Annotated in this window: 7 protein-coding genes; 6 read left to right on the forward strand and 1 reads right to left on the reverse strand. The window is 60.2% G+C overall.

Annotated elements, in window-relative coordinates; translation table 11 throughout:
* The coding region (locus tag WCA53_RS15860) for an SDR family NAD(P)-dependent oxidoreductase (RefSeq protein ID WP_423912130.1) at positions 1 to 469 on the forward strand (469 nt) is incomplete at its 5' end.
* Between the two features lie 67 nt (positions 470 to 536).
* Here WCA53_RS15860 and WCA53_RS15865 read toward each other — a convergent pair.
* On the reverse strand, positions 537 to 1,265 hold the full coding sequence (locus WCA53_RS15865) for a Crp/Fnr family transcriptional regulator (RefSeq protein ID WP_423912135.1): 729 nt from the start codon (positions 1,263 to 1,265) through the stop codon (positions 537 to 539).
* 168 nt (positions 1,266 to 1,433) lie between these two features.
* On the opposite strand from WCA53_RS15865, the gene WCA53_RS15870 reads away from it, so the two are divergent.
* From WCA53_RS15870 to WCA53_RS15890, 5 genes are all read left to right on the forward strand, one after another.
* On the forward strand, positions 1,434 to 2,621 hold the full coding sequence (locus tag WCA53_RS15870) for an acyl-CoA dehydrogenase family protein (protein WP_423912138.1): 1,188 nt from the start codon (positions 1,434 to 1,436) through the stop codon (positions 2,619 to 2,621).
* Positions 2,618 to 3,769: an acyl-CoA dehydrogenase family protein gene (locus tag WCA53_RS15875; protein ID WP_423912141.1), complete on the forward strand. Its 1,152-nt coding sequence runs from the start codon at positions 2,618 to 2,620 to the stop codon at positions 3,767 to 3,769. The genes WCA53_RS15870 and WCA53_RS15875 overlap by 4 nt, the downstream gene beginning before the upstream one ends.
* Complete coding sequence (locus WCA53_RS15880) at positions 3,759 to 4,949, forward strand: CaiB/BaiF CoA transferase family protein (RefSeq protein WP_423912144.1); 1,191 nt, start codon at positions 3,759 to 3,761, stop codon at positions 4,947 to 4,949. The genes WCA53_RS15875 and WCA53_RS15880 overlap by 11 nt, the downstream gene beginning before the upstream one ends.
* 58 nt (positions 4,950 to 5,007) lie before the next feature.
* On the forward strand, positions 5,008 to 5,985 hold the full coding sequence (locus WCA53_RS15885; RefSeq protein WP_423912149.1) for an NAD(P)H-dependent flavin oxidoreductase: 978 nt from the start codon (positions 5,008 to 5,010) through the stop codon (positions 5,983 to 5,985).
* A 362-nt stretch (positions 5,986 to 6,347) separates the two neighbouring features.
* Positions 6,348 to 7,724, forward strand: a complete 1,377-nt coding sequence (locus tag WCA53_RS15890) for an MFS transporter (protein ID WP_423912154.1) — start codon at positions 6,348 to 6,350, stop codon at positions 7,722 to 7,724.
* Positions 7,725 to 7,844 lie beyond the last annotated feature (120 nt).

Here is a 7,844-nt window from a genome sequence, read left to right on the forward strand (position 1 = left end):
CCTGCGCGCAGCCTACCCGGTCATCAGTGCGGCTGCGAAGGCTGAAGCAGCCGAAGGCCGTGAGGTGTTTCGCAAAGTGGTGAATATCTCTTCGGTCGCAGCCGGCGGCAACGCGGGGCAGATCAACTACTCGTCGGCTAAGGCCGGCATCCTGGGCATGACCAAAACCATGGCCAAGGAGTGGGGTCGCCTGAAGGTCAACGTGAATGCCGTGGCGTTCGGTCTCATCGAAACGCGCCTGACGCAGGCGCTGGCTGGCGAAGAAAGCAAGACCGTGAATATTGAAGGTCGCGAGATCAAGGTCGGTGTGCAGCAGGCGATGCTCGATGGGGCGAGCCGTATGATTCCGCTGGGCCGTCCGGGCACCGCTGTGGAAGCGGCAGGGTCGGTGTATCTGTTCTGTTCGCCGGAGTCGAACTACGTCTCGGGTCAGGTTCTGGTCTGCGGCGGCGGCTACAGCAACCTTTGATTCGACTTTTCCGCGGTCCTGGAAACTCCCTCGGGGCCGCGAGGATTGCCGCCCGCAGCCGCGTTTTCTAGCGGCCGGAGCCACTACCGGCCAGCGCCTCTAATGCAGGCAAATCCAGAACCTCGATTTTTCCGTAGTCGATCGCGATCAGTCCTCTGTCGGAAAGCTTGCCCAGTTCTTTGTTGATTGTTTGACGCGATTTTCCGAGCATCGAAGCCAATTTGCTCTGGCTTAGGGACAGGGATCGACCCGGGGTGCCAGTTCCAGGCATGGCGGAAGCGGCCAGCAGTTCGACGATCCGTGCGGCGAGTTGAGTCGACAAATCGCTCAGGACACGTTGCTGCATGGAGACGGCGTTGTCGCGTTGCCTGGCAAGCGCGAAGAGCGCGACCGAACGCCAAAGGACCGGCTCGTCGTCCATGACCTGAATCAGCGCATTGGACGGCACATGGACCATTAACGCGTCTTCAAGCACGACGTAATCATAAGGTAAGCGAATTTCCTGCAGCAGGCGCACAAGGCCCGAGCAGTCACCTGCACGCATCAGAAAACCCACGAACCTGGAACCGTCAGCGCTTGTGCGGCTGACCTCGACACATCCGGAAACGGCGACAAGGACCTCACGCCGTTCCCTGTCGGCGGCCAGAACTTGTGTGTGCTTCTTGTGATGTTCCAGACGAGCCGTCTTTGCGACACGCTCTACGCTGGCAAGTGGCCATTCGGCGAAAAGCGTACTGGCTCGAAGCGCCCGGCAGATCAGTGCAAACGGATCCGCGGCGTTCGGCTGGTGGCGCATAGACATCTCCAGGTACTGAAAAAGCAAAAGCCGAATGCGGGATTGTCCTACCTGCACAGTCAACGAGATTGTCAATTCATCGACTGACTCTGGACAGCATGCATTTTATCCTAACCGCTACTTGAGTTCGTTCGGGAACTCCACATCACTTCCTCTGGAATGAAAAACATGTTTGAAACGCGTGAACTCACGGAATTCAGGAGACAGGCTCGCGAATTCGTGCGGGCCAATTTGCCGGCCGATATTCGCGACATGGTGCGAAGCGGGCGACAGATTCCACGTGAGCGCGTGGTCGCCTGGTATCAGATCCTCGCGAGCCACGGCTACCTTGTGCCGCATTGGCCGCGTGAATGGGGTGGGCAGGGTTGGACAGTTCAGCAGGAACTGGCGTTCGAAGAAGAGCTCTGCAATAACGACGCCCCCGAAATCGTCATGGTCAGTTTTTCGATGATCGCGCCGATCCTGATGCGCTTCGGAACCGCCGCCCAGCAACATCGATTCTTGCCGGAAATCGCGGCGGGAAGGCAATGGTGGTGCCAGGGATACTCGGAACCCAACGCGGGGTCCGATCTTGCCTCGGTGAAAACGCGAGCCCATCGCACCAATGACGGATTCGTCATCAACGGATCGAAGATCTGGACGTCCTATGCGCAATACTCGGACTGGATCTTCTGCATCGTGCGCACCGATTCGGACGCGAAGCCGCAGGAAGGTATTTCGTTCCTGCTCGTCGACATGAAGTCACCGGGCGTCACGGTCAGACCGATCGTGGGTATCCATGGCTGGGTAGTCTTCAACGAAGTGTTTTTCGATAACGTGGAAGTCCCGTTCGAGAATCTCGTGGGTAAGGAGAACGAAGGATGGACGATTGCGAAATCGTTGCTTGAATTCGAACGTCTGAAACTGGCGCGAATCGGCGAGAACAAGCGACGCAGGGCACGCGCTCAGGAAGTCGGGCTGACCCGCACCGAAGGCGGCGTGCGTCTTGCAGACCGTTCCTGGTTCCGGCAACGGTACGCCGAATTGGAGATGCAGTTGATGGCACTCGAAGCCAATGCCGCCCGTTTCATACAGCGCTCCATCTCGGGCCACCCCATTGGCGCTGACGTTTCCATGTTGAAGCTGCGGGGAAGCCGCCTGATTCAGCTATGGGAGCAGTTGATTGTCGATGGGTTGGGCCAGGAAGGCCTGGTGCTCGATCCTCAGGTGCTTGAAGTGGGCTCCCCATCACAGGAACAGGACGCTATTTCAGCAACCGCCTCGTCGCGACGCTTCGTCGCGCGTGGCTACACGATCGCAGGCGGAAGCAGTGAAATCCAACGCAACATTCTTTCCAAAGCGGTACTCGGACTATGAGCGCACACAATCTCGACAACGACCAGGACATGCTGTCCGATAGCGCCAGAAAATACATCGCCCGCGGCTACGGTACTGCCGTGCGCGAAGCGTCGTTCGCTCACCCACACGGATGTCTGCCGGAGCGCTGGAAGGAGTTTGCGGAACTCGGCTGGCTCGCCATGCCTGTTCCTCAAGCCGACGATGGGCTGGGCAGTTCGCTTGGCGACATCTGCGTGCTGGCGGAAGAGCTCGGACGCGGGCTGGTCAACGAGCCCTTTGTCGCCTCCGCTGTATTGGGCACCATGCTGTTCGTTGATGTGGCGACACCCGAACTCCGTGCACGTTACCTTCCTGGCATCGTCGCCGGCCGCCAGCGCCTTGCATTCGCAGCATGGGAGTCCGGCATCTCGTTCGATGGAGGCGCCGTCACCGTGACTGCGCAGCCGAGCGGACAGACCTTTTCCCTGAGCGGCAAGAAAACGTTGGTGCCCGGCGGTGCCGGTGCGGACGCGTTTCTGCTCGCCGCCATGGTGTCGAGCGACAACATGGGCCTCTTCCTCGTGGAAGCAGGCTCGCCAGGCCTGACGGTGACGCCACGCTCGCTATACGACGGCCAGCGCGTAGCCGATATCGTGCTCGACGGGGTTGATTGCGCCGTGGCACTCGTGACCGGATCGCGTGATGAAGTGTTGCCACTGATCGAACGCGCGATCGACCGTGCGATCGTCGCGCATTGCGCCGAGACCGTGGGCGTCATGGTTGCCGCGTTCGATACGACCCGCGATTACCTCACCATGCGCAAGCAGTTTGGGCGCGCTATAGGCGCGAATCAGGTGATCCAGCATCGCATGGTCGATCTCATGGTCGAAATCGAGGAGGCACGCGCGTTGACACGCGCTGCTGCCAGCGTGATCGATCAGGAGGACGGTGGCGATTCAACCTCACGACGCCGCTACAGCGCGGCTGCCAAAGCCTTTGTTGCGCGAGCGGCAACGCACGTGTGGGAAGAGTCGGTGCAGCTCCATGGCGCGATCGGCATGACGCAGGAATATGTGCTTGGCCAGTTCGTCAAAAGGCTGGCGGCCGCTTCGACGCTTTACGGAGGCGCCGAGCATCAGCTCGAACGGCTTGCAACGACCGTGCTCGAAGGTGCTCATGTCGCATGACAAACAAAACACGCGTGAAAACGCCCCCTTGAAGGGATTGCGTGTTGTCGAGTTCGGACAATACATTGCCGTGCCGGCCAGCGGCCAGACGATGGCCGAACTGGGCGCCGACGTTATCAAAGTAGAGCCGCCCGACGGCGACGCCGGGCGGTATGCGGGCTGGAACAGGGACCACTACGGACCTATATTTTCAGCCTGCAACCGGTCGAAACGCTCGGTTGTGCTCGACCTGCGCAATCCGGATGGACGGAAAGACGCGTTTGCGCTGGCGTGCACCGCGGATGTGGTGCTCCAGAATTACCGGCCCGGCGTGATGGAAAAACTGGGGCTTCATGCAGCAGCGTTGACTGGCAAGGTGCCTCGTCTTGTGTACGGGCAGGTCAGCGGTTTCGGTCAGAGCGGCCCGGCCAGCGACCGGGCCGGTTTCGACATTGCTGCACAGGCGGAAAGCGGCATGATGAGCATTAACGGCGACGGCGATCGGGATCCGACGCGGGTCGGATTTACCGTGGTCGATGTCATGGCTGCCAGCGCGCTGACCTCAGGTGTGCTTGCGGCGCTGCTAAGGCGGTCGGTAAGCGGCCAGGGAGGCATTGTTGACGTCTCTCTCGTCGACGTCGCTGTGTCTGCACTGTCCAGCACCTGGGCCGATTATCGGCTGACTGGCGTGGTGCCGGTCCGCTCAGGAAACGGTCAGACCAACGCAACGCCGGCAGCCGAGGTGATGCCCACCGTCGATGGAAACGTCGTGATTTCAGCCTATACAAAGGAACATTTCGCGCGTCTGTGCACCGCGCTTGACCGACCGGAAATAGCCGCCGATCCGCGGTTCTGCGAAAACGCGGCGCGGCTGAATAACCGGGAAGCGATGCTCGTTGACTTGCGCCGCGCAACCCGGCGGTTTTCTACGGCTGATCTCTGTGAACGTCTTGCCCGCGCCGGTGTTGTTTTCGGCATGGTGCGAACGATGGCGGAGGTCAGACCGGGACAGGCCGGCGCGTCTGCCGACCTGTTTGTAAAGGTCCACGCGGCGGGACGAGAGCCATTGCTGCTGCCAGGCTACCCCGCGACGTTTCACGACTACGGCCGTCATGAGGGACGCTTGCCGGATATCGGCGAGCATACGGCGGAAGTACTCGCGGAGCTCTCGCTCAAAAAAACCGGATGGCGCGGCGAGTGAACTCGATTCGTCGATTCTCAGATTGCAGAACTACCCTCAAGTGTCATAAAGGACCCCTATGAAGACGCGTATTACAGATTTGCTCGGCATCCGCTTTCCCGTCATTCAGGGGGGCATGCAGTGGGTGGGGCGAGCAGAACTGGCGTCGGCCGTTTCCAATGCGGGCGGCCTGGGCGTGCTGACCGCGCTGACCCAGCCGACCCCGGACGCTTTGGCACAGGAAATCGAGCGCTGCCGAACGATGACCGACAAGCCATTTGGCGTCAATCTGACCATTCTTCCGTCTGCGAATCCTCCTCCCTATGCGGAATATCTCGACGTGATCATCGATAGAGGCGTGAAGGTGATCGAAACGGCCGGCAATAGTCCCAAGGAATTCATCGAGAAGCTGAAGCGCAATGGGGTGAAGATTGTTCACAAGTGCACTAGCATCAGACATGCGCTGTCTGCCGAGCGCAACGGCGTCGATGCGGTCAGTATCGACGGATTCGAATGCGCAGGACATCCGGGAGAAGACGACGTACCGGGTCTGGTACTGATCCCTCTCGCGGCGCGAGCGTTAAAGATTCCGGTCATCGCGTCGGGTGGCATCGCCGACGGATATGGCATGGCCGCGGCCCTCTCTTTGGGCGCTGAAGGCGTGAACATGGGTACCCGTTTCTGCGCGACCGTGGAGGCGCCGCTACATGACCACATCAAGCAGAAGCTCGTGGGCGCGAGTGAACGGGATACACAACTTATCTTCCGCACGTTACGCAATACGGCGCGCGTACTCAAAAACGCCGTGTCCGACGAGGTGGTCGCCACCGAGCAGCGCCCAGGCGGTTGTGTGTTCGACGACATCCGGCATCTGGTGGCGGGTCGTCGCGGGCACGATGCGCTTCAAACCGGCGAGGTCGATGCGGGATTGGTCTGGGCGGGGCAGGTGGTTGGACTCATCGACGATATTCCGACTTGTGAAGCACTGTTGACCCGCATCGTGTCGCAGTGCCGCGAGCGGCTGGCGGTGGCCGTTTCACTCGCCGCTTCGCACTAAATCTGCCGGACAGGTGACCGCGGGCGCTGCCCGCGGGCCCTTGGCGATGCCATCACTCAGGGAAACCATGCAGGTCGAATGACGCCGGATTGTCAAGTTGTTGACCGTCGTACGGGGCGCTTCGGCTCTAGGATGTCAACGATCCGAAATGCGTCGCGGCGCCAGTGAAGAATCCGTGTTCGCTTCATCGACCGGGCCGCACTGTTGCGCAATGGCCCGCTGCATCGCTTGGTATCTGTGTCCTCGCAACAGAGACCTTAAAAGGTCCAATGCGGGTTCCGTTTGCTACTACAAATCTATATTGCCTGTCGGGCGCGGGGGCATTTCCCCGACGCCGGGCCGAAGCGATCCAAGGAGGAGACATGTTTCAGAAAACCAGTCGATTGCGCGCCTGGATGGTGGTCGCCATGCTGTTCCTGTTCATGGTGATCAATTTCGCGGACAAGGCGGTCATTGGACTCGCCGCAGTGCCGATCATGCACGATCTCGGGTTATCGCATCAGCAGTTCGGGTTCGTCGGTGGCAGTTTCTTCCTGCTGTTCACCGTTTCCGGACTCCTCTTCGGGCTCGCGTCCACGCGTATCAAAACCAGGTGGCTGCTGGCGTTCCTGTCGGTTGTATGGGCAATCGCACAGTTTCCGCTCGTCGGAGCTGTGACCTATCCCGTCTTGATAGCGTGCCGTGTGTTGCTCGGAGCGGGCGAAGGCCCCGCTTATGCTCTCGCCGTTCACGCTAGCTATAAATGGTTCGATAACTCGAAACGTAACTTTCCGACGGTGATCGTTCAGCAAGGCGCGAGTGTGGGCCTGCTGCTGTCAGGTCCGTGCCTGACCTTTCTGATCACCCGTTACGACTGGCATGCTGCATTCCTCGCCCTCGGTATTGTCGGATGTCTTTGGGCGGCATTGTGGCTGGTCGTTGGCGAGGACGGGACCGTCGATGAGACGCCTCCTGCCAGCGAGCCGGAGTTCGCCACGGCCGTAACGGGCGTCCCTGCGCAAAGCGTGGGCTTTATCGTCAGGCAGATCGCGACCGACAGGACGTTGGTGGGCGGCATCATTTTGACATTCGTCGGATACGCCGTCGTCTCCGTCAACTTTACGTGGTTTCCGGCGTACCTGCGCACGGGACTTGGCTACCCGGCGAACGACGCCGGCTGGCTGTTTTCGCTTATGGCGGGCCTGTCGATACCGGCCATGCTCGCGGTCGCGTGGATTTCGCGCGTGCTGAAAGACAGGGGTGCTTCGTCACATCTGTCGCGTGGCGTCCTGGCCAGTGTGCCCGTCGCCCTGGCAGGCATCTTCATGTTGTGCACGACGGCTGACATCAGTGCGAGTGCAAAACTCGTGTGCTACACCATCGCCAGCGTACTGAGCCAATGTGGTATGACGCTGTCGCCTATGATGATCGGCGAAGTGGTGGCGACACGGCAGCGAGGCGCATGGCTGTCCGTCGTCACGGCGCTCGGCACATTCGCCGGAGTACTCGCCCCGCCCATGATGGGCCATTTCGTCAGCGCAGCGCACGGAACCGCCGCGGGATTCGAGCATGGCTTTTTTCTTCTTGGCGGCCTGTTGATTCCAGCAGGACTACTGGGTATCTGGCTGATGAATCCGGAAGCATCGGCACGACGATTGCAGCGGCTACGCATGCTTCGCGAGAATGCCGACGCACAGATCCCCCTCGCATATGAAGAGAGCAGGTCCAATAAGGCGCAACGCCTGAAGCGAAGCGCATAGCGATTAGTTGGCCGCTCTAATGGCATCTCGAGCTCCTCGAATACCTACACCATTCAACAAACCGGCTTGCTGCCGAGGAAGAGACCTATGTCCCATGAAGTGAAGCACACGTTCCTGGAG

Origin of the sequence: Caballeronia sp. (assembly GCF_049581465.1) — a bacterium.
Lineage (GTDB): Bacteria > Pseudomonadota > Gammaproteobacteria > Burkholderiales > Burkholderiaceae > Caballeronia.

Coding starts and splice junctions, on each gene's coding strand:
- WCA53_RS15885 (WP_423912149.1), top strand. CDS start 5,008: ATGAAGACGCGTATTACAGATTTGCTCGGCATCCGCTTTCCCGTCATT.
- WCA53_RS15875 (WP_423912141.1), top strand. CDS start 2,618: ATGAGCGCACACAATCTCGACAACGACCAGGACATGCTGTCCGATAGC.
- WCA53_RS15890 (WP_423912154.1), top strand. CDS start 6,348: ATGTTTCAGAAAACCAGTCGATTGCGCGCCTGGATGGTGGTCGCCATG.
- WCA53_RS15870 (WP_423912138.1), top strand. CDS start 1,434: ATGTTTGAAACGCGTGAACTCACGGAATTCAGGAGACAGGCTCGCGAA.
- WCA53_RS15865 (WP_423912135.1), bottom strand. CDS start 1,265: ATGCGCCACCAGCCGAACGCCGCGGATCCGTTTGCACTGATCTGCCGG.
- WCA53_RS15880 (WP_423912144.1), top strand. CDS start 3,759: ATGTCGCATGACAAACAAAACACGCGTGAAAACGCCCCCTTGAAGGGA.